25 protein-coding genes and 1 pseudogene are annotated in these 26,426 nt (G+C 60.0%); 10 read left to right on the top strand and 16 right to left on the bottom strand.

Annotated elements, in window-relative coordinates:
* Positions 1–87: 87 nt before the first annotated feature.
* Positions 88–1,440, bottom strand: a complete 1,353-nt coding sequence (locus K3G63_RS05935; RefSeq protein WP_220613144.1) for a dicarboxylate/amino acid:cation symporter — start codon at positions 1,438–1,440, stop codon at positions 88–90.
* Positions 1,441–1,750: 310 nt separating this feature from the next.
* Positions 1,751–2,284: a GNAT family N-acetyltransferase gene (locus tag K3G63_RS05930; RefSeq protein WP_220613143.1), complete on the bottom strand. Its 534-nt coding sequence runs from the start codon at positions 2,282–2,284 to the stop codon at positions 1,751–1,753.
* A gap of 54 nt (positions 2,285–2,338) precedes the next feature.
* Between K3G63_RS05930 and K3G63_RS05925 the strand changes: the two genes are divergently transcribed.
* Entirely contained in the window at positions 2,339–2,902 is a 564-nt protein-coding gene (locus K3G63_RS05925) for a Crp/Fnr family transcriptional regulator (RefSeq protein ID WP_220613142.1), read from the top strand.
* 694 nt (positions 2,903–3,596) lie between these two features.
* On the opposite strand, the gene K3G63_RS05920 is transcribed toward K3G63_RS05925, so the two are convergent.
* A complete protein-coding gene (locus K3G63_RS05920) occupies positions 3,597–4,055 on the bottom strand; it encodes a peptidylprolyl isomerase (protein ID WP_220613141.1) in 459 nt (152 codons plus the stop codon).
* Positions 4,056–4,256: 201 nt separating this feature from the next.
* Between K3G63_RS05920 and K3G63_RS05915 the strand changes: the two genes are divergently transcribed.
* Positions 4,257–4,910, top strand: a complete 654-nt coding sequence (locus K3G63_RS05915) for a fasciclin domain-containing protein (protein WP_220613140.1) — start codon at positions 4,257–4,259, stop codon at positions 4,908–4,910.
* A gap of 207 nt (positions 4,911–5,117) precedes the next feature.
* Here K3G63_RS05915 and K3G63_RS05910 read toward each other — a convergent pair.
* The 7 genes and pseudogenes from K3G63_RS05910 to K3G63_RS05880 form a co-directional block, all read right to left on the bottom strand.
* Positions 5,118–6,005: pseudogene (locus tag K3G63_RS05910) on the bottom strand (NAD(P)-dependent oxidoreductase); the annotation flags it as partial.
* Positions 6,006–6,413: 408 nt separating this feature from the next.
* Complete coding sequence (gene rsgA / locus K3G63_RS05905) at positions 6,414–7,340, bottom strand: ribosome small subunit-dependent GTPase A (protein ID WP_220613138.1); 927 nt, start codon at positions 7,338–7,340, stop codon at positions 6,414–6,416.
* Between the two features lie 104 nt (positions 7,341–7,444).
* On the bottom strand, positions 7,445–8,671 hold the full coding sequence (locus K3G63_RS05900) for a 3-deoxy-D-manno-octulosonic acid transferase (protein WP_259404278.1): 1,227 nt from the start codon (positions 8,669–8,671) through the stop codon (positions 7,445–7,447).
* A gap of 233 nt (positions 8,672–8,904) precedes the next feature.
* Positions 8,905–9,216, bottom strand: coding sequence for an antibiotic biosynthesis monooxygenase (locus K3G63_RS05895; protein WP_220613136.1), 312 nt, complete (start codon positions 9,214–9,216; stop codon positions 8,905–8,907).
* Positions 9,217–9,529: 313 nt separating this feature from the next.
* Entirely contained in the window at positions 9,530–10,168 is a 639-nt protein-coding gene (locus K3G63_RS05890; protein ID WP_220613135.1) for a peroxiredoxin, read from the bottom strand.
* Positions 10,169–10,333: 165 nt separating this feature from the next.
* The gene (locus K3G63_RS05885; protein WP_220613134.1) at positions 10,334–10,789 is read right to left on the bottom strand and encodes a Fur family transcriptional regulator; all 456 of its coding nucleotides are present in this window, start codon (positions 10,787–10,789) and stop codon (positions 10,334–10,336) included.
* A gap of 185 nt (positions 10,790–10,974) precedes the next feature.
* Positions 10,975–12,372 (bottom strand): aspartate kinase, encoded by a 1,398-nt coding sequence (locus K3G63_RS05880; protein WP_220613133.1) that lies wholly within the window; start codon positions 12,370–12,372, stop codon positions 10,975–10,977.
* Between the two features lie 153 nt (positions 12,373–12,525).
* Between K3G63_RS05880 and fbp the strand changes: the two genes are divergently transcribed.
* Positions 12,526–13,554, top strand: coding sequence for a class 1 fructose-bisphosphatase (gene fbp / locus K3G63_RS05875; RefSeq protein WP_220613132.1), 1,029 nt, complete (start codon positions 12,526–12,528; stop codon positions 13,552–13,554).
* Between the two features lie 74 nt (positions 13,555–13,628).
* On the opposite strand, the gene K3G63_RS05870 is transcribed toward fbp, so the two are convergent.
* The 3 genes from K3G63_RS05870 to yihA form a co-directional block, all read right to left on the bottom strand.
* Positions 13,629–14,192, bottom strand: coding sequence for a DUF5606 domain-containing protein (locus K3G63_RS05870; protein ID WP_220613131.1), 564 nt, complete (start codon positions 14,190–14,192; stop codon positions 13,629–13,631).
* Positions 14,193–14,221: 29 nt separating this feature from the next.
* On the bottom strand, positions 14,222–14,695 hold the full coding sequence (locus K3G63_RS05865; protein WP_220613130.1) for an energy transducer TonB: 474 nt from the start codon (positions 14,693–14,695) through the stop codon (positions 14,222–14,224).
* A 74-nt stretch (positions 14,696–14,769) separates the two neighbouring features.
* Positions 14,770–15,387 carry a ribosome biogenesis GTP-binding protein YihA/YsxC gene (gene yihA / locus K3G63_RS05860; protein ID WP_220613129.1) on the bottom strand — a complete coding sequence of 206 codons (618 nt, stop codon included), beginning with the start codon at positions 15,385–15,387 and terminating at the stop codon, positions 14,770–14,772.
* Positions 15,388–15,835: 448 nt separating this feature from the next.
* Between yihA and K3G63_RS05855 the strand changes: the two genes are divergently transcribed.
* From K3G63_RS05855 to K3G63_RS05840, 4 genes are all read left to right on the top strand, one after another.
* A complete protein-coding gene (locus tag K3G63_RS05855; protein WP_259404277.1) occupies positions 15,836–18,094 on the top strand; it encodes an OmpA family protein in 2,259 nt (752 codons plus the stop codon).
* A 224-nt stretch (positions 18,095–18,318) separates the two neighbouring features.
* Complete coding sequence (gene ubiE, locus K3G63_RS05850) at positions 18,319–19,047, top strand: bifunctional demethylmenaquinone methyltransferase/2-methoxy-6-polyprenyl-1,4-benzoquinol methylase UbiE (protein WP_220613128.1); 729 nt, start codon at positions 18,319–18,321, stop codon at positions 19,045–19,047.
* On the top strand, positions 18,996–19,817 hold the full coding sequence (locus K3G63_RS05845) for a porin family protein (protein ID WP_220613127.1): 822 nt from the start codon (positions 18,996–18,998) through the stop codon (positions 19,815–19,817). Before ubiE ends, K3G63_RS05845 begins: the two co-directional genes overlap by 52 nt.
* A 16-nt stretch (positions 19,818–19,833) precedes the next feature.
* Positions 19,834–20,586, top strand: coding sequence for an SDR family NAD(P)-dependent oxidoreductase (locus K3G63_RS05840; protein WP_220613126.1), 753 nt, complete (start codon positions 19,834–19,836; stop codon positions 20,584–20,586).
* A gap of 67 nt (positions 20,587–20,653) precedes the next feature.
* Here the strand turns inward: K3G63_RS05840 and K3G63_RS05835 are convergent, their stop codons facing one another.
* Positions 20,654–21,325, bottom strand: a complete 672-nt coding sequence (locus K3G63_RS05835; RefSeq protein ID WP_220613125.1) for an alpha/beta hydrolase — start codon at positions 21,323–21,325, stop codon at positions 20,654–20,656.
* A gap of 59 nt (positions 21,326–21,384) precedes the next feature.
* Complete coding sequence (cdd, locus tag K3G63_RS05830) at positions 21,385–21,879, bottom strand: cytidine deaminase (protein WP_220613124.1); 495 nt, start codon at positions 21,877–21,879, stop codon at positions 21,385–21,387.
* A 248-nt stretch (positions 21,880–22,127) separates the two neighbouring features.
* Here cdd and K3G63_RS05825 point away from each other — a divergent pair, with 248 nt between their 5' ends.
* From K3G63_RS05825 to K3G63_RS05815, 3 genes are all read left to right on the top strand, one after another.
* On the top strand, positions 22,128–23,495 hold the full coding sequence (locus K3G63_RS05825; RefSeq protein WP_220613123.1) for a saccharopine dehydrogenase family protein: 1,368 nt from the start codon (positions 22,128–22,130) through the stop codon (positions 23,493–23,495).
* A 100-nt stretch (positions 23,496–23,595) separates the two neighbouring features.
* Complete coding sequence (locus K3G63_RS05820) at positions 23,596–24,543, top strand: hypothetical protein (protein WP_220613122.1); 948 nt, start codon at positions 23,596–23,598, stop codon at positions 24,541–24,543.
* Complete coding sequence (locus tag K3G63_RS05815; protein WP_220613121.1) at positions 24,536–25,240, top strand: ABC transporter ATP-binding protein; 705 nt, start codon at positions 24,536–24,538, stop codon at positions 25,238–25,240. Before K3G63_RS05820 ends, K3G63_RS05815 begins: the two co-directional genes overlap by 8 nt.
* A 45-nt stretch (positions 25,241–25,285) precedes the next feature.
* On the opposite strand, the gene K3G63_RS05810 is transcribed toward K3G63_RS05815, so the two are convergent.
* The gene (locus tag K3G63_RS05810) at positions 25,286–26,008 is read right to left on the bottom strand and encodes a methyltransferase (RefSeq protein ID WP_220613120.1); all 723 of its coding nucleotides are present in this window, start codon (positions 26,006–26,008) and stop codon (positions 25,286–25,288) included.
* Positions 26,009–26,426: the final 418 nt, after the last annotated feature.

Genomic DNA, 26,426 nt, shown 5'->3' with positions numbered 1-26,426 from the left:
GCTGCTGGCTATGGGGCCTGCCTGGGGTAGGGCTTGGGCAGCCAGAGCCCGGGCGGGCGGCGGCGGAAGCAACCTGGGCCGCGCAGGTTAAGGGGTAGGAGAATCCGGGCGCTTTACGGTGGGCAGCAGGGCGGCAGGCTCCGGCTCCTGCTCCGGGGCCAGGATTTCGCCCCGCAACGCCCGCTGGTGCCGGGCCTCGTCGAACTCGTTTTCGCTTTTGGCAATCACCAGGGTGGCTACCCCGTTGCCGATGACGTTGGTAATGGCCCGGGCCTCGGACATAAACCGATCCACGCCCAGCAGCAGAGCTACACCCTCTACCGGAATAACCCGGGTAGCGGCCAGCGTGGAGGCCAGCACAATAAAACCCGAGCCGGTGACGCCTGCCGCACCCTTGCTGGTTACCATCAGAATGCCAATCAGGGAAAGCTCCTGGCCCAGGGTCAGGTTGATATCGAAAGCCTGGGCCAGGAAAATGGCGGCAATGGAGAGGTAAATGGAAGTGCCATCGAGGTTGAAGGAGTAGCCCGTAGGTATCACCAGGCCGGCCACCGAGCGGGAGCAGCCGTAGCGCTCCAGCTTGTCAATCATGCGGGGCAAGGCCGACTCCGACGACGAAGTGCCCAGCACCAGCAGCAGCTCTTCTTTGATAAAGCCCAGGTAGCGCCACAAGCTTAGGCCGTAGAACCGCATAATGGCGTTGAGTACCCCAAACACAAACAGAAACATGGTTAGGTACACTACCAGCATGAGCTTGCCCAGGGGCAGCAGCGTGTGCAGGCCGTACTTGCCAATGGTGAAGGCCATGCCCCCGAACGCCCCAATGGGGGCCAGCTTCATAACCAGGGCCAGCACCCCAAACATGGCGTGGGAAAGCCGATCGAAGGTTTTCAGCAGAGGCTCGCCCAGCTCCCGGGGCAGGCGGCTCAGGGCAAACCCGAACAGCACGGCAAACAGCAGCACCTGCAACACCTCACCCTCGGCAAAGGCCCCCACCACACTGTGGGGCACTATGTGGGTCACGAAATCAACCCAGTGCATGCCTTCCCCGCCGGCGGCCTGGGCCGTGTATTTGGAGGCCTCGGCCGCCTGGGCGGCGCTTTGGGTAGCCACCGAGGCGCGGGCATCAATGCCGGTGCCGGGGTGGGCCAGGTTGGCCGCCGTAATACCGATGACCAGCGCCAGGGTGGTCACAATCTCAAAGTAGAGCAGGGCCTTGCCGCCCACCCGGCCTACCTTCTTCAGGTCGCCCATGCCGCCAATACCCAGTACCACCGTCAGGAAGATGATGGGGGCAATGAGCATCTTAATCAGGTTGATGAACGTGTCGCCGATGGGCTTGAGGGCCGCCCCGAAATCGGGAAACAGCGTGCCGACGAGCACGCCCAGCGTAATGGCCGTGAGAACCTGAAACGTAAGGTTGGAAGCAAGTTTTTTCATCTAACAGAAGGAAAGGGCAGTCAGGGCAGTACGCTGCGGGTACCGGAACAGGCAAGCTACAACAGTTACGGCGAGGGAAGCCGCCCAGATGGGCGGCTTCGCGTGCAGGCGCCTGCTGAAGCTGGGCAAGCAGCAGGCCAGGCGCCACGCGCTGGCCCAGGCGTGCTGACTTCTCATCTGTGTCCCTCGCCTCTGGTCCGCCCGTACTTCATCGAAGAGAGGAGCGGGCAGCGGATCACCCCCTTTTCCGGCCCCGGTTACCCGAACGAGCCCCCGGCGAAGCGGCCCAACTACGGCGGATGGGGCGGTGCTAGCATTGCCCGCCCGCCACGGGCCGCTTCATCAGGATGTCGGTCTGCGCATCATCGCCCAGAATGAATACGTGCGTGTCGAAGGCTACAAACCCGTTTTTCTCGTAAAACCGGATGGCCCGCGGGTTTTTCTCCCACACCCCCAGCCATACGTACTCTACCTGCGCCTGCTCGGCCGCCTGCAGTGCCTGCTGGTAAAGCAGCTGCCCGACCTGCTTGCCGTGGTAGGCGCGCAGCACATAAATACGCTCGATTTCCAGCGCGTTGGCCGTTTGCAGCTCGGTTTGTGCCGGTCCGGTATTGACTTTCAGGTAGCCAATGGCGGCGTGGTTCAGCTCGGCCAGGTAAAAGGCCGAATGCGGATTTTGCCACTCCGCTGTCAGCTTGTCGCGGGAAAATCCCTCTTCCAGGTATGTTTGCATGTTCTGGGCGGAGTTGCTGGCGGCGAACGTCTCGAAAAACGTTTGTCGGCCAATCTGCTGTAGCTGCGCTATATCCTGAAGGGTGGCTAGCCGGATGATAAGCTGTTCCATGTTCTTATTATGTAGTGTAGAATGAGCGTGCCGCCTCGTTTACCGCTAGCTGCTATGCTGCAGGCTACGTACCCACTGCCCAGCTCCTCGCTGGAGAAAATGGTGGCTTTGGCTGCGTATGTGGAGTTGCCCCCCGGCACAATCTTGTTTCGGGATGACCAGCTCGCCCACCACATCTACGTGCTGCAATACGGCCTGGCGCGGGCCTACGCCCGGCGGGAGGACCGGGAGGTAACGTTCTGGTTTTCTGGTGCCGGGGCGGTGCTTGTGTCCATGCGGGGGTATACTGAGCAGGCGGTGAGCTACGAGACGATTGAGCTGCTGGAAGACAGCGGGCTGTTTCGGCTGGATATGTGTGCCCTGCAGCTCCTGTACCGCACGGACCTGCACCTGGCGAACTGGGGGCGCGTGATGGTGGAGCGAGTGTGGCAGCAAACCGAGCAGCAGCTCATTGCCCGGCAGTTTCGCACCGCTGAGGAACGCTACGCAGACCTGGTGCAGCATTCTCCGCACTTGTTGCAGCGCGTACCCCTGGGCTACATTGCCTCCTACCTGGGCATCACCCAGGTTACCCTAAGCCGTGTGCGCGCCAAACGCCGGCCACCGAAGCAGCCATAAGGTGCTCACCGGTGGGGCCGGCAGGAGCACCGCAGGGGCTGAGCACGAACAGGCCGGGGCCGGTTAGTCAGCAGGGGGCCGCGTGAGCGACTGCCCAGCGGCGCTGGGCCCGCGTCCTGCGTCAGGTTCTGGCCGCCTGAGCGCCCGCCAGGCGCAGGCTGGGCAAGCTACCGCACGGGGCTCCATACTCCGCAAGAGTTGCATGGCAGACGAGGAACGCATACTTCCGGTGCACTTTGCGTTGTGTGGCCAGCGTGCAAACCGGCCGTCGGGTAGGATAGTGCTCGGTAAAAACAACCTCTGCATACTGGGTAAAAGATGGGTAGGGCAAAGGTCCCCAACGTCATCCGGGTTTCTTTTTACCAATGTTAAAAAGACTCTAGAAAGGGGCGGTAGTACCGAGCGTTGCAGGGCGGGCTTTCTGCTGAGCGGAAACGCAGCCAACCCAGCAGAGCCAGGTAGCACCGCGGCTGTAGCGCCGGCCTGTTCCCCTAGCCGGCAGCAGCCCCAATGATCTGGCGCAACGTCCGGCCCACTGCTCCGGAAAGACCACCAAGTCTTTTCCAGCCGATAGCGGCAGCCTTCTATGGTGCTGTCCGCCCGCCCGGCGCCGGAATCGGCAGACCAGGGAAATGACAAAGGCCGCCTGCTACGGAAGCAGGCGGCCTGGTCGGAGCGAAGGTATTGGAGGCGACTAGGCTTCGTTTACCACAATTTTCTCGATGGTATCGTTGGCCTTGATCTGGTCGATGATGTCCTGGCCTTCCACCACTTTGCCGAAGCAGGTGTGGTTGCGGTCGAGGTGGGCGGTGTTGTCGCGGGAGTGGCAGATAAAAAACTGCGAGCCCCCCGTGTTGCGGCCAGCGTGGGCCATGCTCAGCACGCCCCGGTCGTGGTATTGGTTGTCGCCGTTCAGTTCGCAGTCAATCTTGTAGCCGGGTCCGCCGGTGCCGGGCGTACCCTTGGCCCCGTCGCGGGAGTTGGGGCAGCCGCCCTGAATCACGAAGTTGGGAATAACCCGGTGAAACTTCAGGCCGTCGTAGTAGCCCTGCTGGGCCAGGTCCGTGAAGTTTTTCACCGTGTTGGGAGCGTCTTTCTCATAGAACTCCACTTTCATCACGCCTTTGTTGGTGTGGATTTCGGCAGTTTTCATCGTAAGGAAATAAGTAGTAGGTGGAATGGCCCCGTATACGCACCGGTAAGCCCGGTGGGTACCGGTAGGGGGGCAAAAGTAGCCAATTTGCGCGGGCAAAGCATCCGGGCGGAGCATTCGTGCGTAAGCATAGCACTAGCCGGCTGGCCCGGCCGGGTCCCGCTCTTTCCTTCTCTCTCCAAACATCCTGTATTGCGTCTTATGAAGAAGACTCTGCGCCTTGCGGCTTTCACGCTGGTATCAGCAGGCTCCCTGAGCCTGGGCCTCAGCAGCTGCGGCGACAATAAGCAAGCCTCCGAAACAACTAGCACCACGGAGTCTATGGCGACTACCGTCGATTCCACCGCTCTGCTGTCGGACTCGGCCCGTATGGGCAAGCCCCAGGGCGTGGAAGTGGATGGCGTACCGATGACGCCCGACAAAACCATTGTGCAGAATGCCGTGCAGGCCAGCAGCGTCACTACCCTGGTGAAAGCCGTAAAAGCCGCCGGCCTCGACGGCACCCTCAGCGAAGCAGGACCCTACACGGTATTCGCCCCCACCAACGCCGCCTTCGACAAACTGCCTACCGGGGCCCTGGCCGGCCTGCTCAAGCCTGAAAGCAAGGAAAAGCTCAAGGGCGTGCTTACCTACCACGTGATTCAGGGCCGCCTGCTGGCCCAAGACCTCAAAGATGGCCAGCAGCTGACGACCGTTAATGGGGAGAAGGTGAGTATATCGGTGCAGAACGGCAAGGTGATGATCAGCAACGGCACAGATGCCCCGGTGAACATTCTCACCCCCGACGTTATTTCCAGCAACGGCGTTACGCACCTCATTGATGGGGTGCTGCTACCCCCGCCGCCTGCAAGCTAAGTACCTATACCCGATCTTCCTGATTGGTTAAAAAGGCCCGGCTGCTTCAGCCGGGCTTTTTTGTGCGGTGGGTTTTCAGGGGATAAGGTGAGGTAGTGAGTGTAACGATGCCCGTCGTCCTGAGCGTGTGGCGCATCAAGGCACATGCTCAGGACGACAGGGCTTAAAAAGAGCGTACTACCTCACCTTATTGCCCCTCTTGCTGCTTTACAGCCCGGCGCCTTCGGTTACGCGCTCGGCGAAGCCGGCCCAGTCGTTCTGCTCGCCTTTGGCGACGCTGGTGGAGAGGTGGTCGTGGATGATGTTGGCGAAGGGCATGGGCACCACCCGGGCGCGCGACTCGTCCAGAATCAGGCGCAGATCTTTGCGGATGATGGCCGGCGGAGCCCCCACGGGCTGGTAGTGGCGCTCGGCAATAAGCTTACCGTAGCTTTTGTAGATGGGCGTGTTGAAGAGGGTAGAGGTAAAGAACTCATACACCTGCTGGCGCTCCAGGCCACTTTTCTGGGCCAGGGTAAAGGCCTCGGCCATGGCCTCAATGGCCGCCCCCAACATAAAGTTGCCGCAGAGCTTTACTACGCTGGCTGCTCCTACATCCTCACCGAAATCATGCACGCCCTGGCCTAGGGCCTCCAGCACGGGTTTAAGCTTCTCGCGGGCGCTGGCCGGGCCGGCCACGGCCAGCCAGAGCTTGCCCGCCGCCGCTACGTCGGGCTTTCCGAATACCGGGGCCGTTACCAGAAAGCTGCCGTGGCGGGCGTGCTCCTCGGCCAGCTGGCGGTTGGTATCCGGGGCTACGGTGCTGCATGAGGCGTGGACGGCTCCGGGAGGCAGAGCCGGCAGAATACCGTCGGGGCCCAGGCACACGTCGCGCAGGGCCGCGTCGTCGGTGACCATGCTGAACACGAACTCGGCCTCGCGCACGGCTTCGGCGGGGGTAGCGGCTACGGTAGCGCCCAGCTGACGCAGGGGCTCGGCCTTGCTGGCTGTGCGGTTGTATACGGTCAGGCGGTGGCCGGCTTTCAGCAGGTTGGTGGCCATGGCCTCGCCCATGCTGCCCAGGCCCAGGAATGCAATAGTATGTGACATCAAAGGTGAAGTAGTGAAAGTAGTGGAAGGGTGCGCGTTTGCCGGTCAGGGTAGCTTTACGCTGATAAAGCCCCACGTAGCCATCAAGCGGGAACCCCACACGGATGTTTGCAACCGGAGAAGCCTATCGGGAAAGACGCAGCCTGCCCTGCTCTTTCCAGTGGGGCGGAGAACCTAGGCTGCCTACCCACAGCGCATCCGGCAGAGCCTTATGCTCGGCACAGTCTGGGGTAGCTACCTGATAACAGCGGCCACATTCCCCGCCCGGCCCACCACAAGAAGCATCTGCTCAGCGCCACTTCCCGACCAGAGTGGCGAGAGGGGAGGCGCAGGGACGGGTGCCTGGAATACACAGCCCGCTCTGTCCTCGCCGGATAGGTAAGAACCGTAAACGACTCATTGCACCAGCAATGCCTACTTGCGGTTGTCGTCGCCCTCCAGCATGCTCACGTAGCTGTCGTAGCGGGGGAGGGCAATTTTGCCTTTGTCCACGGCTTCGCGCACGGCGCAGCCAGGCTCATGCAGGTGCTGGCAATTGTGGTAGCGGCACTGGTTGAGCAGGGCGCGCATTTCGGGGAAGTAGTGGGCCAGCTCACCGGGCTTCATATCCACCAGCCCCAACTCCTTGATGCCGGGCGTATCGATGAGGTAGGTGCCGGGGCGCACTTCCAGCATTTCGGCGAAGGTAGTAGTGTGCACACCCTTATCGGAAAACTCGCTGATTTCGGCCGTTTTTAAATCAAGGTCGGGCACCAGGGCGTTGATGAGCGTGCTTTTGCCTACCCCCGAGTGGCCGGAAAGCAACGATACCTTGCCGTCGAGCAGGGCATCGACGGCCGCCACGCCCTCGCCCGTGTGGGCGGAGCAGCGCAGGCCGGGGTAGCCCACGCGCTGGTACATTTTCAGAATCTGCTCCTGGTAGTCAGCCAGGTCCTCGTCGTAGAGGTCGGTTTTGTTGAAGAGCAGCGTGACGGGAATGCTGTACGCCTCGGCGGTTACCAGAAACCGGTCAATAAACCCAAAGGAGGTAGCGGGGGAAGCCAGCGTCACTACCAGCAGGGCCTGGTCGAGGTTGGCGGCCACGATATGGGCGTGCTCGGCCTTGTGCACTGAGCGGCGGATGATGTAGTTGCGGCGCGGCTCGATGTGGTGAATTACCCCGGCGCCTTCCGTCTGCTCCTCCACCGTGAACTCCACCTGGTCGCCCACGGCCAGCGGATTGCTTACTTTCAGTCCCTTGTGCTTGAACTTACCCCGCAGGCGGCAGCGGTGCAGCTGCCCGTTGCCTGTTTCGCGCACCACGTACCACGAGCCCGTCGATTTAACAATAGTTCCGGTCATGCGAAAAGTGAAATTGTGAAGTTGTGAAAGGGAAGAGCCGTGGGTGTGCAAGTGGCCGGAAGCTATAGGCTACGCGGGGCAGGTATACTTCGCAACTTTGCTTTTCACAATTTCACCTGGGCTTCCAGCCAGGTCATAATTTTGCTGGTGGCGCCGCTGTGGTCGTGTACGTAATCGAGGCTGAGGTCCTGCACGGCCAGGCGGGCTTCTTCGCGGTGGAAGAGGGGCCCGAAAGCCGTCAGCAGCTCGTCGGCCGAGGATACGGGGAAAGCGCAGCCCATTTCCACCAAGTCCTGGGCTTCCTGAAACTTGTAGTAGGTAGGCCCGAAGAACAGGGGTAGGCCAAAGGCGGCCGCTTCCAGCGTGTTGTGTAAGCCTTTGCCAAAGGCGCCGCCGACGTAGGCGTAGTGGCCAAAGCGGTAGAGCTGGCTAAGCAGCCCCACGTTGTCCATGAGCAGCACCCGGCTTTCGGCCACGGTGGCTTCCTGGGCCTGGGAGTAGCGCACCACCCGGCCGGGCAGGGCTTCTTCCACCAGGCGCAGATTCTGCTCGTTGATTTCGTGGGGGGCCACAATGAAGCGGAGCTGGTCGGCGTACTGACGCAGCAAGGGCGTAAGGGCTGGCATGTCCTCGGGCCAACTGCTGCCCACGATAAACACTGGGCACCAGTCGTCGGTGAAAGCATCTACCAGGGGCAGCGGACGGGGCGGGGCCGAGGCCGTACGCACAACTGTGTCAAAGCGCGTGTCGCCGGCTACGCTCACGCGGGGCAGGCCCGCGTGCCGCAGTAAGTCGGCGGAGCTTTGGTTTTGGGTGAAGATGTGGGTGAAACGGCTCAGTATGCGGCGGAAGAAGCCGCCCCAGGGCTGAAAAAAGGCCTGCTCGGGCCGGAAAATAGCCGACACGCAAATGGTTGGGACCCGCTGGCGCTCCAGTTCCGTGAGGAAGTGGTACCAGAACTCGTATTTCACAAACACGGCTAGCACGGGGCGCACCGCCATTAGGAAGGCCCGGGCGTTTGGGGCCGTATCCAGGGGTAGGTAGAACACATACGCGGCGCCGGGCCAGTTTTTGCGTACCTCGTAGCCCGAGGGCGAAAAGAACGTCAGCACAATCTTGTGGCCAGGATGCCGGGCGGCGTAGGCTTCCATAAGCGGGCGGCCCTGCTCGAACTCGCCCAGGGAAGCACAGTGAAACCAAGCCAGCGGCGCGGTTTCAGCCCGAAGCGCCTCCTGTATGCGCGGCAGCAACTCGTGGCGGCCGGCTACCCACTGCGCCGCTTTCGGCACGAAAGGAGCCACCAGGCGCAGCAGCAGCGCGTAGAGGGGCAAGGCTGTAGAATATAGAAAAAGCAAGACGAGACTTACAGGAGTGAAGTGAGCAGAGTAGCCGAATGGCAAAACCCTTTGACAGGCAACGACCAAAAAAAGGAGGGTGCTGCCAGAACTCGCAAAAGTAGGCGATTACCGGACGGTAAACGAAACACCTGGCCCATCATGAAACGAGTCTTGCCGGGTAGCCTCTGCAGCGCCCAGCGCTTTCGTAGCCATTCCGGCCCGCAGCGTCAGAAGTCGAAGGTTTCGAAGTGCTGCACAGTCGGCTCGAATTCCAACAGATACTGGGCATCCTCAGGGTAGTAGCGGGCCTGCTCGTACTGCGCGCCCGCAAAGCGGCAGATACTCTCGTAGCTGTTCCAGCGGCTTATCGTCCAGAAGTGGCAGACGTCCTCCTCTACGCGTCGTAGTACCTGCACTCCTAAGTTGCCAGGTGTGCTTTTATACTCCGCAATGCCGGATTCCTGCAAATACTGCAGGTACGTCTCGGCGTGGTGGGCAGGCGTACGGCCGTGCCAGATGCGCGTGATGATGGAGGACATAAGAAACTGCCTACGAGGTGCCTACGCACCTAGTACGCTGCCAACTGCCGCGCGTTACACTCAGGGTTCTGGCTGCTGATGGACGCCGCCTGTACGCTGCCGCCTTTGAGAATACGCTGTTATCACCCTTCAGGGAGGGCCAGCTGCCTGACCGCGGGCATACCGTCGGTGGTAATACGGCCTTCTTATGCAAAGCAAAAAGTAAAGCCGCCCCAGCCAACTGGCTGGGGCGGCTTTGCATAAGCTGTTGCAGGGCAACTCACCAGAATAAGAAAGAGGTTAAAGCCTCAGGCCTATCTGGCGGTACTCCGGCTTAGTGAGCCGAGTGCTTGCCGAGGTAGTTGGCTACCCCTTCGCGGGTGGCCGACATGGCTTCCTTGCCTTCTTCCCAGTTGGCGGGGCACACCTCGCCTTTCACTTCGAAGTACTGCAGTGCGTCCACCATGCGCATGGCCTCGTCGATGCTGCGGCCCAGGGGACCGTCGTTCACTACTTGGTGGCGCACGATGCCGTCTTTGTCAATCAGGAACAGGCCGCGGTAGGCCAGGGGCGAGCCCACGAAGGTCATTTCGCCAGCGTCGTTGTAGTCGTAGTGGCCGCCCAGCACGTCGTAGTTGGCCGCAATGGTTTTGGTAGCGTCGGCTACGAGGGGGTAGGTTACGCCCTGAATACCGCCGTTGTCACGCGGGGTTTGCAACCAGGCAAAGTGCGAGAAGTGCGTGTCCGTGGAACAGCCTACAATGGCTACCCCTTTGGCTTCGAAGTCAGCCAGCCGCTCCTGGAACGCAATGATTTCGGTGGGGCACACGAACGTGAAGTCGGCGGGGTAGAAGTAGAAGATAACGTGCTTCTTGCCCAGGTACCGGTCGAGGGAGAAGTCCTCCTCGAATTCGCCATCAATAACGGCGGTGGCTTTGAAAGAAGGAGCGCGCTTACCTACGAGAACTGCCATGAGTTTGGTAATGAAGTGAAAAAAGGAAAGTGGTACTGGGGATAGAGGGCGGCGAATGATGATAAACTGACAAGGCAGAGGGGTGGACATCGGGTAGGGCAGACAGGCAAGAGTAACCTGGCTTTCTCACTTTTTACCACACCGCCTTGGCACTTGGTTTCCCCATCACTTCACCACCTTACTACCCGTAATGTGCAGGGAGAAGGAGTGGGGCTGAAAGTCGTGCAGGCCCTTAGCCGCGAAAAACTCCCGAATCAGGGCGTCAAGCTGCGGGTCGCAGTAGTCGATAATTTCCTGGGTTTCGGTGCAGAACAGGTGGTGGTGCTCCGTACAGTCGGCGTCGTAGCGGCGGGAGGTGCCTTCGGCCGCAGCCACGCGCCGGGTAAGGCCGGCAGCCACGAAGGAATCGAGGGCTTTGTAGACTGTGCCGAGCGAAATGCTGGGCTCCTGGCTGATTACTTGCCGGTGCACCTGCTCAGCGGTGGGGTGGCCCGGCAGTGTGAGCAGGCTTTCCAGAATTACGAGGCGCTGACGGGTAGCGCGCAGGCCAGCCTGGGCCAGCCGGGCGCGGAGGTGTCCCGCGTCGGGAGCGGGAAAAAAAGAATCAGTAGAGGAAGCCACCAGACAAGAATAATTCTCCGCAAAGATACGCGGATAAGGCGCAAGAGGGCAAAATTGTTTCCGGTGGGCCGTTTTTGCCCTGACTTCTGACGGTAAGCTTCCGGTACACTCCCAGAATCAGTTCACTAGCAAGGGCCGGTAGGGAGCTGGCCGCGGCTGGGGAGGCGGCACCCCAGCCACTGCTTTTACAGTAGCTGACCTGGCTCGTTTTCCACGGCCCGGCACACAAACTGAAAGGTCTGGCGGGTGCGCTGCTCCAGCAGCAGTTCCCGCTCGTGGGTAAGCCGACGAAGGCTGGCCGCATCGTAGTTTTTGATGGTGTACAACTCCAGGCCCGTGTTGTAGTGAATGGTAAACTGCTCGCGTAGTGCTGCAAGCAATTTTTCCAAACGGTAGGGCGAGAAGTCAGTGCAGACGGAAAAGCTAATAGCCGAATTCTGCATTAAGTGAATCTTGAGCCGCACCTGCGCCAGCACGCCAAAAATCACCTCCAGATTTTCCTCTGAAATAAAGGTGAGGTCCTTGGACTCAAAGGAAATCAGGCACTGATTGGTTTTGCGGATAAAGGCCGGGGCCAGCAGGCCGTGGCGGCAATCGTGGATACGTGTGCCCTCGGCCCCGGGGTCCAGAAACGACTTAACCAGCAGTGGAACGCGGCGTACGGCCAGGGGCTTAATGGTTTTGGGGTGGATAACTGACGCCCCGTAGTAGGCCATTTCAATGGTTTCCTGGTAGCTAATTTCCGGGTAGCGTACGGGATTAGCGAAGATTTTGGGGTCGGCGTTGAGTAGGCCAGCCACGTCCTTCCAAATCGTGACCGACTCGGCGTTGAGGCAGTACGCAAAAATAGCCGCCGTGTAGTCGGAGCCCTCCCGGCCCAGGGTGGTGGTTCGCCGCTGCCAGCCTTGCCTACCTGTGCTTTCCAGGTAAGCCTCCGGAACCGGCACGCTTGGGGCACCGCCAATGAACCCCTGCGTAATGGTGATGCAGTGGGCAAAGGCGGCGTGTTCATCCTCCTGGTAACGGTTCAGCTGGGCCTGGGTAGCGGCCCAGTCAACTTTCCCTTCCCGCCAGGTTTCGTCGGTGCAAATACTCCGGCGGGCATCATGCCAGCGCCAGTGCCGGACCGCAGGCGGAAGCTCATTCTGCCGGTGAATAACCTCGTACACCAGTTGGGAGGCCAGCAGCTCGCCGTAGCTTACTACCTGATCGTACTGCTGGTCGTACCCGGCCTGAGAGTCAATGGCGGCCAACGCAGTCCGCAGTTCGCGCAGCCAGTTGCGTATTCTCAGCAACTGAGAATCAGTTTCTTCGCCCACTTCCTCGGGACCCAATAGTGCAATAGCCGTGGATAAGTGAAACTCTTCTACCTGTTGCAGGGCTTGCTCGTAGGGCTGCCCCTCAAAGGCCAGCTGAAACACGGCTTCCAGCGCGTTCGTTGTTTTGCCCATGGCCGATACTACAATAACCAGAGGCCCGGCGCTGTGCTCCTGCACAATGCGGCAGAGGTTGCGGATAGCGGCGGCATCTTTCACAGAGGCGCCGCCAAACTTAAAAATCCGAAGGGGATGCGGGTGCTGCATGGCCCAAATGTAGGGCCCAGCACCGGGTGAACCACACTTATCTGCTCAGATGCCTTGTTGAACTACCCCGCAAGCGTGCAGCGAAATTTCGCTCGGCTCTGCGGCAAATTGGTTAATTTTGGTCTTTCCCACCCATCGTTTCCTCCGTATTCTATGACAAACCACGACAAGCTGGCCCTGCCTGTTGGCACCACCCTGGACCGCTTCATTATGCGCAAGCAGGAAGATTTTCCGTATGCTACCGGGGAGCTTTCCCAATTGCTGCGCGACATTGCCCTGGCAGCCAAAATCGTCAACCGCGAAATCAACCGCTCCGGCCTGATTGATATTGCCGGGGCCTACGGTAACCGCAACGTGCAGGGGGAAGATCAGCAGAAGCTCGACGTGATAGCCAACATCCGCTTTATCCGGGCCCTGCGCAATGGGGGCGAGGTGTGCACCATTATCTCGGAAGAAGACGAGGAGATGATTCAGACCGGCAACGTGCAGGGCAAGTACGTGGTAGCCATCGACCCCTTAGATGGCTCCTCCAATATTGATGTGAACGTGTCTATCGGGACCATCTTCAGCATCTACCGGCGCGTCTCGCCCACCGGCACCGAAGGTACCCGCCAAGACTGCCTGCAAACCGGCACCCACCAGGTAGCGGCCGGCTATGTGATTTACGGCTCCAGCACTATGCTGGTGTATACCACCGGCAACGGCGTGAACGGGTTTACTTACGAGCCTTCCCTGGGGGAATTCTTTCTGTCTCACCCCACCATCCAGACGCCTAAGTCGGGCACTATCTACTCCGTGAACGAAGGGGTAGCGGAGTCTTTCTCCGAAGGCATGAAACGCTTCGTAGCCTACTGCAAAGAGCAGAACTACTCGGCCCGCTACATCGGCTCCCTGGTAGCCGACTTCCACCGTAATCTGCTGAAAGGGGGTATTTATATGTATCCTACCTCCAAGAAAGCACCCAACGGCAAGCTGCGCCTTATGTACGAGTGTAATCCGCTGGCCTTCATTGTGGAGCAAGCCGGAGGCAAGTCTAGCAACGGCCGGCGCCGCACCCTGGAGCTGGAACCCGGCGACCTGCACGAGCGGTGCCCCTTGTTTATTGGCTCCTCCGATATGGTAGAAAAGGTGGAAGAGCTGCTGGCCCCCGAATTTGCCGCCGATGCCGTGTTGAAGGAGTAGCAAAGCTACCCGCATAAAAAAAGCCGCCCAGGACCCTGGGCGGCTTTTTTTATGCGGGTAGCAGATAGAGTACTCTACTCGGCCTTCTTCTTGGTAGCTTTCTTGGGCTTGGCTTCCGTAGCAGCCTCGGGGTTGCCGGCCGCATTAGTTTCTTCCGTAGCCGGAATAACGCCCGCCGTGCTCAGGGCCTCATCGGCGCCGGCTTGTCCAGCGTCGGCGGTGGTGTCGTCATCCTCGGCCGGGGCTTGGTACTCCAGACGCTTGCTTACGGTGTTGTACCACTGCACCAGCTTCTTGATGTCGGAGAGGTACACCCGGTCCCGGTCGTAGTCGGGCAGTATCTCGCCCATGAAGGCAATCAGGTCCCGGTCGTCCGCCTTGTGGGTGAGGGCCAGTTCGGTGCCGTGCTGCTGGTAAATCCGGTCGAACACCTCCGTGAGCGGCACCGTGTGGTCGTAGTCCTGGGTATAGATGGAAATTTCGTGGAGCAGAGACACCTTGTTGCGCGCAGAGGCCACAGAACGGGTGCCTTTTTCGTCGAGAGCTTCAATGATAACGCCGGCGCGGGTAGGCTTCACGAGACGGTACAGACCGGGCATTCCGCTGATGGCGGCAATTTCCTTCAGGTCGTAGGGCATAAGAAAAGGCAGTTGTTGAAAGTGCGAAGTTACTCAGTAGCGGCGGCCTGACCGGGCGCAGGCAGTTTAAATGTAACCGGGAGGCTGGTCAGGATGGCATAGTCGGGCTTCTTGAACTTGAGCAGGCGCACCACGCGCAGGGCTTCTTCGCCGCAGCCGCCCCCAATGTTCTTCACCAGCTTAATCCCCGACATGGTGCCGTCAGTATTCAGCGTAAAGCTGACGATGCACTGACCCTGAATGCGGTTGCGCCGGGCCATGATGGGGTATTTCAACTCCTTTTCAATAAAGGCGTACATGGCTTCTTGCCCGCCTTCGTAGTACTCGGCCACCGGAATGGCTTTGGGGGCGTGAGCCGGCGCGGTTTGGGCGGCTTCGGCGGGAGCCGCGGTGGCCTCCGGTACCGGACCGTCGGTTTTTACTTTTATTTTGGTTTTTTGGGCCGTGGCCGCGGTAGAACAAGCCAGCAACCCGATACCCAACAGGAGGGATACTTTTTTCATGGAGAAATGAGCGGGAAAAGACGAAAAAGCAGCGGCCGTATGGCCAGGATAAAGAGGGCAATTACGGGGCCAATTTACGCATTATCGGCTGCTTGCGCGAGCTGCTGATTTATCTCGGCAATGAAGCCCAGAATCTCCTCGCGGCCCGTCTTTTCCTCCGCCGAGCTAATAAAATACCGCGGCACTTCGTCCCAGCTCTGCTCCATCGACTGGATATAGGCCGCAACGTTCTGCTGGGTACGCGTCCCTGATTGTTTGTCGGCCTTGGTAAATACCATCACAAACGGAATACCTTCCGAGCCGAGCTGTTCCATAAATTCCAGATCAATAGCCTGGGGAGAGTGGCGCGAATCTAGCAGCACAAAAACGCAGGCTAAGTTTTCTCTTTTGCGCAAATAATAATTAATCATGCGCCCCCATTTCACCCGCGAATCCTTACTAACCCGTGCGTAACCGTAGCCCGGTAAATCGACCAGGTACCAATTATTATTTATGAGAAAGTGATTGATTAATTGTGTTTTGCCTGGCAAAGAAGAAGTTTTGGCTAACCCTTTCTGCCCTGTAAGCATATTGATAAGCGACGACTTTCCCACATTAGAGCGCCCAATGAAGGCGTACTCGGGCAGTGTAGGAGGGGGGCAATCCTCCACGCGGGAATTGCTCATCAGAAATTTTGCTTCTTGGATATTCATAGGCAAACCGTAATCGGGTGCACAAAGGTAGATATTCGAGCGCACTGCGCCGATTCATAATTTTTTGGAGAAAAACCTTGTAGTTTAAGTAGTCAGACTATATTTGTGCGGTCAGATATGATGGTAGACAGGCAGTGAAATTGGAAAATTCCACTTCTTTTCTTTCTCTAGACCAGTGATTTTACAAAATTGGATGCGGCTAAGGCCGTATTATAAAATTTCTATCTTTGCCCGCCAATTGCTTTGTTTGAAGGCAGTGTACAGAGGTGATTATGGAAAGATGATGGAGACATAGTGTCCGCCACTCTTACATTTTTGCCAGCCCTGCCTCAACCCTGATGCAGGTTTTCAGTATAAGAGGCAACTCTTGAAAACTGCCTGCACAGCCGGTGTACGGCATTTCTCAACTCCTCCTTTGCAACTCCTTATTTCCTTAACTCCTCCAACAATGGACAACTTAGTCAGAAGGTTATTGAAAGCCTCGTGCGCCTTCGCGCTTACGGCTGCTATGGCCCAGCCCGCCCTGGCTCAGAGCACACGCAAGCAACTGAAGACTGCTAACAAGTTCTTTTCTCAAGAGAACTACCGGGCCTCTATTCCTTACTATGAACAAGTGTTGGCCAAGGAGCCGAACAACGCACAGGCGCTGTTCCGGGCGGGTATTGCCTATATGTCATTCGACAAAGAGAAGGCCAGCGACTATATCTATAAAGCGCAGCGCCTGAAGAAAAACGTGTCGAAGGATGTCGAGTACTGGTTGGGTCGGGTGGACCACCTGAACTATAACTTCGATGAGGCCATAGCCCACTTCCAGGCCTACAATGCGACACTGAAAAGCAAGGATACGCGCAAGAAAGAACTGGCGCAGCTGATTCAGCACAGCAAAAACGCCAAGGTGCAGTTCAACAGCCCCAAGGATATCTTCGTGAAGAACCTGGGCCCGACCATTAATACCCAGTACTCCGAGCACAGCCCGGTTATTTCCGGCGACGACAAGCTGCTGCTCTTCACCTCGCGCGGCGAAAACGTAACCGGTGCCGGCAACGCCGAAGGCAAAAAAGGCGGCAACCTGGCTTCTGATGGCGAGTACTTCGAGGATATCTTCGAAGCTAAGCGCATTGACGACGAGAACTGGGAGAAGCCCCGCTCCCTGAGCGGCGTGCTCAACGGCAAAGGCCACGACGCCTCCATCCAGGTGTTCGACAACGACACCAAGATGCTGATGTACCGCCAGGATGAAAACGGTGACATCTTCTACACGGAAAAAACCGGCGGCGACTGGACCGCTCCTAAAAAGCTGAATAATAACATCAACTCGAAAGCATTTGAGTCTGATGCCTTTATCACTGCAGATGGGTTAACCATGTACTTCTCCACCAGCAAATTCTCGGAAGAGAACACGCTGGACATCTACACCTCCACCCGGCAGCCCGGCGGCGACTGGGGGCCGGCTAAAAGCATCGGCAATGCCGTGAATACGGCCTACGATGACGATAGCCCTTACTTGAGCAAGGACGGCAAGACGCTGTACTTCTCCTCGCGTGGGCACAACACCATGGGTGGCTACGACATCTTTAAGTCGGAGTGGGACTCGGTGGGCAACAAGTGGGGCCGCCCCGAAAACATGGGCTACCCCGTTAATACTCCCGACGATGATACCTACTACCGCCTGAGCCCGGATGGTAGCTACGCCTATCTGTCGTCGTACCGGATTGGAGGCTACGGCGAAAAGGACATCTACACCATCAACTACATCAAGAACGCCATTATTCGCGGCCGCGTGTTGTCACAGCGGGACAGCACGGTGATTCCGGGTGTAGAACTAGTGTTCAGCGGCACCCAGGCCGATAAAACAGCCCTGAGCTACCGGGACGTGACCAAGCCTGAAACCGGCGACTACCAGGTAAACGTACTGTCGGGCCGTACCTACCAGGTAGCCGTATCGAAGGATGGCAAGAACATCGAGACGCAGGAGTTTGCCGTACCGATTTCGACCAACGACTCAACCGTCATCGAAAAGGATTTCTACGTTCCCTACATTGATACGGCGTCGTACGCACAGTTCAAGAAAATCTACTTCGACACGGATAAATACAAGCTGCGGCCCGAGTCTATCACGGAGCTGAATAACATCAGCAGCATCCTGAAGGCTAATCCTGGCGTGAACATCTCCATCGAGGGCCACTGCGACTCGCGCAACACCGACGAGTACAACATGGTGCTGGGCCAGAATCGCGCCGATGCTGCCTACAACTACCTGAAGAAGTCGGGTATTGCTGAAACGCGCATGGTAACGGTTAGCTACGGCGAACGTCGTCCGGAAGCGGCCAACGATTCGCCGGAGAACATGCAGCTAAACCGCCGCGTGGAATTCCGCGTGATTGTGAAAGAGGGCGACACGTCTCCCCGGCTGACGAACCCCTCGGCGGGCGCGGGCTCTACCGGCGCAAGCTCCACGGGCTCTTCCTCCAGCTCTACCTCTACTACGCGCAGCACGCTGCCCCTGCAGCCGGGCAAGAGCAAGGCCAAACTGCCCGATGGCACGAAGGTGAAAACCAAAGTGGATGAGGACAGCGACAAGGTGAAAGTGAAAACCAAAGGCGCCAACGACGAGAAAAGCAAGACTATCACCAAGGATGGTACTATTGACTCGAAGGCTAAGGAAGCTGATGGCTCCAAAACCAAAGTGAAGACGGACAACGACTAAACCGTTGCCGCCAGCGAGCAAAACGGGTCGGGCTACTAGTCCGGCCCGTTTTTTTTCAACATAATGCAGGCTGAACCGTTCTATTTGGGCAATTTCGCCCTTGTTTTCTCGTTGTTCGCCCCAGGCAAGTACCGGGCAAAAGTCAGGGGTAGGGGCTCGTATCCGAAGGATGCGACACCTGCTTCGGTCTGCTGGCCGGCTGCTACCTGCCAACTACCCCCCGTATGTCCGTAGTCCCGTATAAAGATGATGCCGCCGGTAAAAAGTCGCAGGTGGCGCAGATGTTCAACAGCATTGCCGGTAAGTATGACTTCCTGAACCACTTTCTGAGCGTGGGCACGGATATCTATTGGCGGCGCAAGGCTGTAAACGAACTCCGGCAGCTGCGGCCGGCCCGGGTGCTGGACATTGCCACCGGCACGGCCGACTTTGCCATCGAAACCCTGCGGGCCGCTACCCCCGACGCCCAGATTACGGGCGTGGATATATCGGAAGGCATGCTGGAGGTAGGCCGCCGCAAGCTGCAGCAAAAGGGCCTCTCGCACCGCATTCAGCTGGAACTGGGCGACTCGGAGAGCCTGCCTTTCCCGGATGACCATTTTGATGCCGTAACGGCCTCGTTCGGAGTGCGCAACTTCGAGAACCTGGAAAAAGGCCTGGCCGAGATGCGCCGGGTGCTGCGGCCGGGCGGAAAAATGGTGGTGCTGGAGTTTTCCAAGCCCACGGCTTTCCCGATGAAGCAGGCCTACAACTTTTACTTCAAGAACATTCTGCCGGTGTTTGGGAAGATGATTTCCAAGGACCGCGCCGCCTACACCTACCTGCCCGAATCGGTGCAGGCCTTCCCGGATGGACAGGACTTTCTGGCCATTCTGCGTAAAATTGGCTTTAACTCTCCCGCATGGCAACCCCTTACCTTCGGTATCAGCTCCATTTACACCGCGCAAAAATAACCCGCCTAGTTCTGCTGGCCCTAGTGCTCGGCGCCCTGCCTTTCGGGGCGCAGGCCCAGCGCAAAAGCCGCAGCAGCGCTAGCCGGGGCCGCAATGGGCAAGTGAAGTCCGTGACGGTCGATAACCTGCTGGGCTACGACGACCGGTGGCTACACCTGGGTATGTACGTGGCCCCGCACGCTTCCCGCTACAAGATTGAGCGCGCCAACCTGCCCGCCGGAGGGCTTGACACGAGGGTAATAGCCAACTCTATTATAAGCCCGGGTTTTTCGGTGGGGTTTCTGAGCGACTTCCGGATTGGGGACTACGGCGCGCTTAACTTTTCGCCCGGCGTGAGCTTTCTTACGCGCCGCATTGAGTTCAAAAGCAATGGCTACTCTCCTTCCAATAGCAACGACCCCGCCGAGCTGGAAGACCAGGAAGTTGGCAGCACGCAGGTGGATTTACCTATTCTGTTCAAGCTCAAGTCGCAGCGGCGGCGGAACACCCGGGTGTACCTGATAGGGGGCGTGAAGCCTAGCTTCAACCTCGGCAACCGCCGCAAAGACCCCGAAGTAAACCTGCTGCAGGCCCAGAGCAGCGACGTGGCGCTGGAATACGGCGTGGGCCTGGACTTGTTCTATCCTTTTTTCAAGTTCTCCCCCGAGCTGCGCTTTTCTCATGGCCTGACCAACCTGCATAAGGCTGGCCCGGACGTGTACAGCCGTAGTCTGCAGAGCATGAAGAGCAACACCGTGACCTTGTACCTGAATATCTGGTCGGGTCGATAATCTGACACATCTGGAAATGACAAAAATTGCCTTGATTACGGGTGCCTCATCGGGTATTGGTCGGGCCACGGCCATAGCGCTGGGCAAGGCGGGCTTCCGCCTGGTGCTGGCGGGCCGCCGCCGGGAGCGGCTGGAGGAGTTGGCCCGGGAACTAGGGGAGGATGCTACCCACGTGCTGACCTTCGATGTGCGCGACCGGGCCGCAGTGGAAGCGGCCGTGCAGAGCCTGCCGACCGGGTTTCAGGACATCGATGTACTCATTAATAATGCTGGTAATGCCCACGGCCTAGCCCCAATTCAGCAAGGGGACCCGCAGGACTGGGACGACATGCTGGACGGCAACGTGAAGGGCCTGCTCTACGTGAGCCGGGCCGTACTACCCGCCATGACGCGCCGTAATACGGGCCACATCATCAACATTGGCTCCATTGCCGGCCACGAAACCTACGCCAACGGCAACGTGTATTGCGCCTCCAAAGCGGCCGTGGCTGCCCTTACCAAAGGGATGCGCCTTGATTTGCTATCCCACCACATCCGGGTGGCCGAAGTAAACCCCGGTGCTGTGGAAACCGAGTTTTCGCAGGTCCGCTTTAAGGGCGATACGGAGCGGGCCGCTAACGTGTACAAGGGCTTCGAGGCACTCCGGGCCGAGGATGTAGCCGACCTGATCCAGTTTATGGTTACCCGCCCGGCTCACGTCAATATAGCGGAAGTACTGATTCTGCCGGCGGCCCAAGCCGCGGCCGCTACCATCCGTAAAGAGGCATAGCGGGTCAGGCGCCCGGCTATTCCCACTAACGCAACAGGCCGCTTCCCCACGGAAGCGGCCTGTTGCGTTAGTGACAGGACAGCTCAGCCTCGTGCAGGTGCCGTAGTACGGCCGCATCCAGGGTGTGCTTCCCGGCAAAGCGAATTAGGACCGGCTCGGCTCCCAAGCTGCCCAGCAGCTCTGCCTGCTGAGCTAGAGCAGCCTCGGAAACATACTCATCCTCGGTGCCGCACACCAGTGTAACCGGTGTCTGCTGGAGCAGGTGGGCAGCCACAGTAAACTCCATGTCGGGCGGGAAGGCGCCGGCCCACAAAACCAGGCGGGCGGGACGGAAAATAGTCTGGGCCAGCCAGCGGCTAACCGTGGCGGCGCCCTGCGAAAATCCCAGCACCGTAACGGTAGTGTCCGGAGCCGCCTGAGACAGTATGGTTGTCGCCAGTTGATTGAGGTAGGTCACGTAGTCGTGAATCTCGGTCAGGCGGTCCTCCCGGGTCATCCAGGTGGCGCCTACCCGCCCGCTGGTACCCTGCAGGTAAAAGCGCGACGTTCCTTCGGGCGCTATGACTACCAACTCCGGGTCGGCGTCGGTCAGGGGCGCGAAATGGCGGATAAAGTAGGCCGCCAGCTGTCCATAGCCGTGGGCTACAAACCACACCCGGCGGGTGCGGGCCGACAGCTCGCCGAGCTGGTAGTACCGGGCCGTGCGCACAACCGGCAGATGGTGCTCCTGGGCAGTCATAGGAAGAGAAAAGAGGGTAGGGCGGAGTAACCGGGCAGGCCACTGGCCCCGCAGCTATGTTATTTTTCCTGCGGCAAGTCGTCAGGGGTGAACCCGAAGGGGAGCAGGTCGGAGAGGGTGCTGAAGCGGTAAATGGTGCCATTAGGCCCAGGAAGCAGCAACGGAATGGCTTGCTGCTGGCGGTGCTCGTACTCGGCCATTACCTGGCGGCAGGCCCCGCAGGAGGTTACTGGCACAAACCCGCCTTGGGCCGGGCGAGCCGCCACGGCCATGCCCATAATGCGACGCTCGGGCTGGGTGGCGGCCAGGCCAAACAACGCGGTGCGCTCGGCACACAGCCCCGAGGGAAAGGCCGCATTTTCTTGGTTGGTACCCCGGAAGATGGTGCCATCATCGAGCAGCAGCGCCGTTCCCACATGAAAATGCGAGTAAGGGGCGTAGGCGTGGTCGGTGGCGGCGCGCGCCGCCTGCCAGGTAGCCATTTCGGCGGGAGAGAGGTCGGCTTCGGAAGCCACCACGTCGACGGTGATGGTCAGATGAAGAGGATGGGCCATCGGGGGGCGGGAAAAACGGCCCGGTTCCGGCTGGCGGCCCCGGGTAGTGAAAAGGGGCGGTGAATGTACGATTTTTTCGGGTGGTGTGGTAGGATGCTTCTAAAAAAGGTGTGACCAGCCGGCGCCGCTATCTGCCTGCTCGGGGGCAAGGTGGCTGAACAACGCACTCCCCCGGGAGGAAAGGCTGCCTGCTGACGGGCAAATCTTTAATATTGGCCACCCAATTCCCATCCGTTTTGCCTACCCTCATGATCCGCATCCTGCTTCTCGGCGCCGGCCGTTCGGCTTCCTCTCTGCTGCGCTACCTGCTGCACCACGCTCCCACGGAAAACTGGCAGCTTACAGTAGCCGACCTGCAGCCGGCGCATCTGGAGCCCGTGCTGGCCGCCTACGGCAGCTACGCCCGCGCCGTGTTGTTTGATTTGCAGGACGAGGCCAGCCTGCACCAGCTGGTGCGGGAGGCCGATATTACGGTGTCGATGCTGCCGGCGCTGCTGCACGGGCCGGTGGCGCGGGCCTGCGTGCAGTACGGGCGCCATCTAGTAACGGCCAGCTACGTGAGTGAGGAAATCCGGGCGCTACACGATGCGGCCCAGACGGCCGGCAGCACCCTGCTAATGGAGTGCGGCCTCGACCCCGGCCTCGACCATATGTCGGCCATGCGGCTGCTGACCAATATCCGGAGCCGGGGTGGACAGCTGACAGCCTTCAAATCGTATTGTGGCGGGCTGCTGGCACCTGCGGCCGAAGCAGATAATCCCTGGCAGTACAAGTTTACCTGGAACCCCCGCAACGTGGTGCTGGCAGGCCAGAGCACGGCTAAATACCTGGAAAATGGCCGGCTGCGCTTTATTCCCTACCAGCAGCTGTTCGCCCGTACGGAACGGGTAGTAATGCCGGGGGTAGGCGAGTTTGAAGGCTACGCCAACCGCGACTCGCTCAGTTACCGGGCCCCCTACCACCTGCTCAACATCCCGACAATGCTGCGCGGTACGTTGCGCCGCCCAGGTTACTGTGCTGCCTGGCACGCCCTGGTGCGCCTGGGCCTCACCGACGACTCAGTGCACCTGGGCAACGCCGCCGGGCTACCCTGGGCCGAACTGGTAGAAGCCTATTTGCCCGCCAGTTCCGGCTCCCAGCCCCTGGCGGCGCGGGCTGCTGCCTACCTCGGCCTCGACCCCAATGGCCCGGAAATGGAGCGCCTGACGTGGCTGGGGCTGTTCACGGAGCGGCCCGTGGAGTTGCCCAATGCCACCCCCGCTCAGCTGTTGGAGCGCCTACTTACGGAAAAATGGTCCCTGCAGCCCACCGACCACGACATGATTGTCATGCAGCACCTGATAGAATTCACTCTTGACGGTACGCCACACCAGGCTACCTCGTCCCTGGTCGTGCTTGGTACGGATGCCGTGCACACGGCCATGGCCCAAACGGTGGGCCTGCCCGTGGGAATGGCCGTGCGGCGCCTAGCCCAGGGGAAACTGCCGCAGCGCGGCGTGCTCATCCCCACCCTCCCCGACCTCTACGAGCCCATTCTGGCGGAGCTGGCCACTGACTACGGCATCCGGTTCGTGGAAGAAGAGCAGGTAGGACAAGTGCATGAGCCGGCTGGGTAGTTGGGTTCCTATGCGGAAAAAACGGGCGAGGCTGCCAGTTTTTGCGTACGGCTGGGCGGCTCCAGTGAAATAGAACCCGTGTTCCCTCGTTGACAAGCGCATGCAAAACTACCTGTTGCTGCGCGGCCGGCTGCTGGGCCGACTGCTGCGCGAGCTGGGCTGGGTCAGGCTCCTGCTGTTAGGAACCCTGCTCGGGCTGGTGGCCGCCCGCGCCTTGGTGCTGGCCGCCGCCCACGCAGGGGCCGCCTGGACCGTGCCACTGGTGGTAGCCGGATTGATTGTAAGCACGCACCGCCAGCGTGCCGACCTTCCCTTTTTGCGCCTAATGGTTCCGGCCTTTCGTCGCTGGCTGGCTGCGGAGTATGCCCTGCTGAGCTTGCCGGCGGCCTTGCTGCTGCTGGCCTATGGGCGTGTAGTACCGGGGCTGCTGACTCCACTGCTAGCCGCCGGGGCGGCGCTGGCTCCGCCCGCCACGGCGCGGTCGGCGCGAAGGCGCCGGGCCAGTCTGTTTCGGAGTGTGGCGTTTGAGTGGGTAAGTGCCGGCCGGCAAGGTGGGGTAGGGCTGGGCTGGGTTGGGCTGCTCACGCTGGCTCTGCTTACCCGCCACACAGCTACTGGTCCGGCCCTGGCCCTGGTGGGGTGGGTGCTAGTGCTGCTGGAGGTATATGGCCCGGCTGAGCCCTGGACCTGGCTGCTTCCGGTGCTGACCTCTCCGCGCCGCTGGCTGGCCGCCCGGGTAGGATGGGCGCTGCTCTACTTCGGGCTGACGGTGGCACCCCTGGCGGCGGTGCTGCTTATAAGCCGGGCTGGCGGGGGCGCTACTGCGGGCCTGCTGCTGTGGGCCAGCGCAGTGGCTACCACGGTGGTACTGGCCAAGTACGCCTTTTACCCGCACGCTACCCTCGGGCGGCTTACGCAGGCCGGCGCGGTAGTTGTCGGCTTCTCCATCGTAGGAAGCAACCCCGCCTACGGGGCCTTGTGGGCTGCCTGTTTTCTGGGCCTGGTGGTGAAAAGCCAGCGCCGTTTAGCGCCGTATCGATATGATTGAAGTTCGCAGCTTGGGCAAAAGCTTCGGGGGGAGCCCCGTGCTACACCACATCAACCTCGCCCTGCGCCCCGGTACGCTGCACGGCCTGGTAGGAGCCAACGGCGCCGGCAAAACAACCTTGCTGCACTGCCTCTACGGCCTGCATACTGATTACACCGGCAGTGTGCTGGAAACGACGGGCCTACCCATTCGGGCGCATACTGGCCTGCTGCCCTACGAGCCCTACTTCTACCCGCGGCTGACCGGGCGCGAGTACGTAGAGTTTTGCCTGCAGGCCCGCGGGCGCCCCGTGCCTGATCTGGCGGGCTGGAACTACCTGCTGGAGCTACCCCTGGATCAGTACGCCGAGGAGTACTCGGCCGGTATGAAGAAGAAACTGGCTTTGCTGGCCCTGCTGGTGCAGGACTTTCGCTACCTCATCCTCGACGAGCCCTTCAATGGCCTGGACCTGAGCACGAACCTGCTGGTAATGGAAATTCTGCGGCGGCTACGCGGGCAGGGAGTGGGCATTCTACTCACCTCGCACCTGCTAGGCTCCCTGGTGGAACTCTGCAATGAAATAACCGTGCTGGCCGACGGCCGGGTGCTGCGGCACTATCCCGCCGCCGAGTTCAACCATTTGCACGCTGATTTACTCGACACCCTGCACCAACAAAAGTTAACTCAGTTGCGCCAGCTGCTTCCGGGTAGGGCCTAGCCCGTCGCCTGTTCTGGCGTTGCTCCCTCTGGTCGGCAGTAAAGCTTAGAGGGCGAGATAAAATGGGCTCAGCAACTCCCGAAACGGCCGCGAATACGTGGTGCCGTCCTCGTGGTGCAGAAACAACAGCTGGGTTGAGGCTACCCCGGCCTGCCAGCCGAAGCTGGTGATGTGGCGCAGTGGCTTGCTGCCCGGGCGGTGGTGCAGGATGCAGCGGGCGGTAGGGTAAAGGCCGGTGGCGGCCGCTTCCCGCTCGAAGTAGCCCATTTCGGAAGGGGGCAGCAGCACAGTCAGCTGGCCCGCAGGCGTCAGAAAGGTAGCGGCAAACTCCGCCAGCTCGCCAAACGTCAGCGAATCAGCGGCGGTGTGGCGGGCGGTGGTGCGGCCGGCGTTGGGGGAGCGGAGGGAGTTGCGGAAGAAGGGCGGGTTGCAGAGGATGTGGTCGAAGGGGGCGGGCCGGGAGGCTGCAAAGCGCGCCAGGGGTAGGGCGTGCAGTTCCAGCCGGCCACTCCAGGGGCTGGCCCCGAAATTAGCGGCCGCCTGCGCGGCGGCGGCGGCCTCCAGCTCCACGGCCACCACGCGGGCCGCGGGGTTGCGCTGGGCCGCCATCAGGGCCAGCAGGCCGGTGCCGGTGCCCACGTCCAGAATACGGGCGGAGCCTTCCACGGGCGCCACCGCCCCCAGCAGGCAGGCATCGGTGCTGACTTTCATGGCGCAGGCATCCTGCTCCACCCGAAATTGCTTAAACTGGAAGTAGGAGTTGGGCACGTTACTGAACCGCGAGCAGGTGTCCTTGCGAAAACCTGAAGTAATACGTGGTGTTCTTGCTTTCTGCACCCAGCACCCCCGTGAATATCACTAGACTGCTGGTCACCCGAAAGTCTAGTGGCGTGAAGGGTTCCGGCGTGGTAGCTCCCCACCAGGTCAAGGCGACGTTATCAAAGTAAACGGCACCGGTTAGTACATCAACAATGGCGTAGTGCAGGCACTCCGAGCCGCAGCCCCAGGTAGTAAACACGTAGTGGCCCGCGAAATTAGGGTGTTGTTGGGCCGCCTCCCGGATTCTGGTTCGGAACTTCCAGGCGGGAGAATTCCTGGCAACTCTGGCCCGGGCCTGCGGACCCGCGTACACCTTCGAAACGGGGTACTTCTGAAAAGCAGGGGATTGCGCCGGAGCAGAAGAAGC

This window comes from Hymenobacter sp. HSC-4F20 (assembly GCF_019599275.1).
In the GTDB taxonomy this organism is placed as follows: Bacteria; Bacteroidota; Bacteroidia; order Cytophagales; family Hymenobacteraceae; genus Hymenobacter.
The sequence above is the reverse complement of the archived record's forward strand: the minus strand, read 5'-3'. Positions and strand labels throughout refer to the sequence as shown.

What these genes read in the sequence shown, in the direction of transcription:
- K3G63_RS05820 (WP_220613122.1), top strand. Translation starts at nt 23,596, where the DNA reads ATGCAAAACTACCTGTTGCTGCGCGGCCGGCTGCTGGGCCGACTGCTG.
- K3G63_RS05935 (WP_220613144.1), bottom strand. Translation starts at nt 1,440, where the DNA reads ATGAAAAAACTTGCTTCCAACCTTACGTTTCAGGTTCTCACGGCCATT.
- K3G63_RS05895 (WP_220613136.1), bottom strand. Translation starts at nt 9,216, where the DNA reads ATGTCCTCCATCATCACGCGCATCTGGCACGGCCGTACGCCTGCCCAC.
- K3G63_RS05815 (WP_220613121.1), top strand. Translation starts at nt 24,536, where the DNA reads ATGATTGAAGTTCGCAGCTTGGGCAAAAGCTTCGGGGGGAGCCCCGTG.
- K3G63_RS05825 (WP_220613123.1), top strand. Translation starts at nt 22,128, where the DNA reads ATGATCCGCATCCTGCTTCTCGGCGCCGGCCGTTCGGCTTCCTCTCTG.
- K3G63_RS05890 (WP_220613135.1), bottom strand. Translation starts at nt 10,168, where the DNA reads ATGGCAGTTCTCGTAGGTAAGCGCGCTCCTTCTTTCAAAGCCACCGCC.
- K3G63_RS05835 (WP_220613125.1), bottom strand. Translation starts at nt 21,325, where the DNA reads ATGACTGCCCAGGAGCACCATCTGCCGGTTGTGCGCACGGCCCGGTAC.
- K3G63_RS05925 (WP_220613142.1), top strand. Translation starts at nt 2,339, where the DNA reads ATGCTGCAGGCTACGTACCCACTGCCCAGCTCCTCGCTGGAGAAAATG.
- K3G63_RS05845 (WP_220613127.1), top strand. Translation starts at nt 18,996, where the DNA reads ATGGCAACCCCTTACCTTCGGTATCAGCTCCATTTACACCGCGCAAAA.
- rsgA (WP_220613138.1), bottom strand. Translation starts at nt 7,340, where the DNA reads ATGACCGGAACTATTGTTAAATCGACGGGCTCGTGGTACGTGGTGCGC.
- K3G63_RS05840 (WP_220613126.1), top strand. Translation starts at nt 19,834, where the DNA reads ATGACAAAAATTGCCTTGATTACGGGTGCCTCATCGGGTATTGGTCGG.
- yihA (WP_220613129.1), bottom strand. Translation starts at nt 15,387, where the DNA reads ATGAATATCCAAGAAGCAAAATTTCTGATGAGCAATTCCCGCGTGGAG.
- cdd (WP_220613124.1), bottom strand. Translation starts at nt 21,879, where the DNA reads ATGGCCCATCCTCTTCATCTGACCATCACCGTCGACGTGGTGGCTTCC.
- K3G63_RS05855 (WP_259404277.1), top strand. Translation starts at nt 15,836, where the DNA reads ATGGACAACTTAGTCAGAAGGTTATTGAAAGCCTCGTGCGCCTTCGCG.
- fbp (WP_220613132.1), top strand. Translation starts at nt 12,526, where the DNA reads ATGACAAACCACGACAAGCTGGCCCTGCCTGTTGGCACCACCCTGGAC.
- K3G63_RS05880 (WP_220613133.1), bottom strand. Translation starts at nt 12,372, where the DNA reads ATGCAGCACCCGCATCCCCTTCGGATTTTTAAGTTTGGCGGCGCCTCT.
- K3G63_RS05915 (WP_220613140.1), top strand. Translation starts at nt 4,257, where the DNA reads ATGAAGAAGACTCTGCGCCTTGCGGCTTTCACGCTGGTATCAGCAGGC.
- ubiE (WP_220613128.1), top strand. Translation starts at nt 18,319, where the DNA reads ATGTCCGTAGTCCCGTATAAAGATGATGCCGCCGGTAAAAAGTCGCAG.
- K3G63_RS05870 (WP_220613131.1), bottom strand. Translation starts at nt 14,192, where the DNA reads ATGCCCTACGACCTGAAGGAAATTGCCGCCATCAGCGGAATGCCCGGT.
- K3G63_RS05920 (WP_220613141.1), bottom strand. Translation starts at nt 4,055, where the DNA reads ATGAAAACTGCCGAAATCCACACCAACAAAGGCGTGATGAAAGTGGAG.
- K3G63_RS05930 (WP_220613143.1), bottom strand. Translation starts at nt 2,284, where the DNA reads ATGGAACAGCTTATCATCCGGCTAGCCACCCTTCAGGATATAGCGCAG.
- K3G63_RS05865 (WP_220613130.1), bottom strand. Translation starts at nt 14,695, where the DNA reads ATGAAAAAAGTATCCCTCCTGTTGGGTATCGGGTTGCTGGCTTGTTCT.